This window comes from Acetivibrio ethanolgignens (assembly GCF_001461035.1).
GTDB classification, from domain to species: domain Bacteria; phylum Bacillota; class Clostridia; order Lachnospirales; family Lachnospiraceae; genus Velocimicrobium; species Velocimicrobium ethanolgignens.
Genome location: NZ_LNAM01000003.1, coordinates 1 through 1,435 on the forward strand (window position 1 = coordinate 1; position 1,435 = coordinate 1,435).

Consider the following 1,435-nt stretch of genomic DNA (forward strand, 5'->3'; position numbering starts at 1 on the left):
AGGGTGAACTGATTCTCCATAGTGATCAAGGATCACAGTTCACTTCAAAAGCATTTGTTGAATTCTGTGAATCAGTTCATGTAACACAGAGCATGAGCAAGGCAGGATATCCATACGACAATGCCCCGATGGAACGTTATTTCAACACTCTGAAAAACGAGTGTACAAACCTTCATGAATTTAAGACAGAGGAGGCGCTCTATCAGAAAGCAGAAGAATTTGCGTATGTTGAATACAATTATGTGCACCCACATAGTTTCAATGGTTATGCTACCCCACATGAAGCAAGGGTAGCTGCATAATTGAATAACGATATTTTTTAGCCAAAAGTGTTACAAAAAAGCTTGACCACAACACTACTGCACAGTTTGAATGTTATATATCTTGCTGAGCGGACTGCTCTTGCAGCAATCTTCATCAGCTTTAAACGAATGGTATCAACCTGTTGCTTTCGCATGTTTTCAGGAGGGACCAGTCGTCTGAACCAATGGAATAAGTTGTAAGCAAGCATGTGAAGCCTCATTTGGTTGGCATTTACTACTTTAGAATGACTGCTGACAGAAGCAAAGTCAAATCCGTTTTTGCCTTCCTTGATAAAGTTTTCCATCTTGCCACGTCCACAGTAAAACTGGATAATCTGATAAGGCTCCATATCCATGTTTGTAACAATAAAGGTGTACATGTGTGTCAGCTGACCGTATGGTTTCTCAATTTTGAAGACCACACGTCTTGGATATTCCCATGAACCAGCCTGGTACATGAATTCACCATAAGTTACCGCATAACTGATCTGATCCTCTTTTGTTGCTTTATACAAATCTTCATCTTTGTCTGAAGCAAGAGCAATGAGTGAAGAATTCTGTTTTAAGCGAATAGCATAGGAACAACCATTCATCTCACAGGCTTTATAAAGCTTAGGAGATGAAAATCCACTGTCACTACGAAGATATGTTTTAATACCTCTTTCCAGGTATTCCTGAAAGAGAGGTTCCATAAATTTATCTGCATCATTGCTACAGTCAAGTTTTCCATCACGAAGTTCTGCTTTGAGCAGATCTCCGGTCAGTCCGTCATAGCAGAGTAACGGATGATATCCGTGTGAGTGTATCTTCATCCATACGGTTGAAAAATCTTGATAATGTCGGCTGTGATGCCAGACTGTCCTTTTCAAGAACGGCATATTGAAAAGTGGAAGCGAACCGCCTTATCATTGGTTTTAAATTTCTTTTTGACCAGCCTGGTAAAGCCGATTTTTGTAGCGAATTCTTTTATCATATCCATAGAGAGACCCTTTCTGTGGTATATATTATGATTTAACACCTAAATTTTACCACAGAAAGGGTCTCTTTTTCTATTCACTTAATAGATGAAATGCAATAAACAGCTTAAATACAGTAACTATGTGGCTTTCATCCACTTTCACTGTGCAATGGTG

Annotated in this window: 1 protein-coding gene and 1 pseudogene; one reads left to right on the plus strand and one right to left on the minus strand. The window is 39.2% G+C overall.

What is annotated here, in order from left to right:
* On the plus strand, positions 1–302 hold a 302-nt coding region (locus tag ASU35_RS01240), incomplete at its 5' end, for an integrase core domain-containing protein (protein ID WP_147525324.1).
* 17 nt (positions 303–319) lie between these two features.
* On the opposite strand, the pseudogene ASU35_RS01245 reads toward ASU35_RS01240, so the two are convergent.
* Positions 320–1,275 (minus strand): annotated as a pseudogene (locus ASU35_RS01245) (IS1380 family transposase); the annotation flags it as partial.
* Positions 1,276–1,435 lie beyond the last annotated feature (160 nt).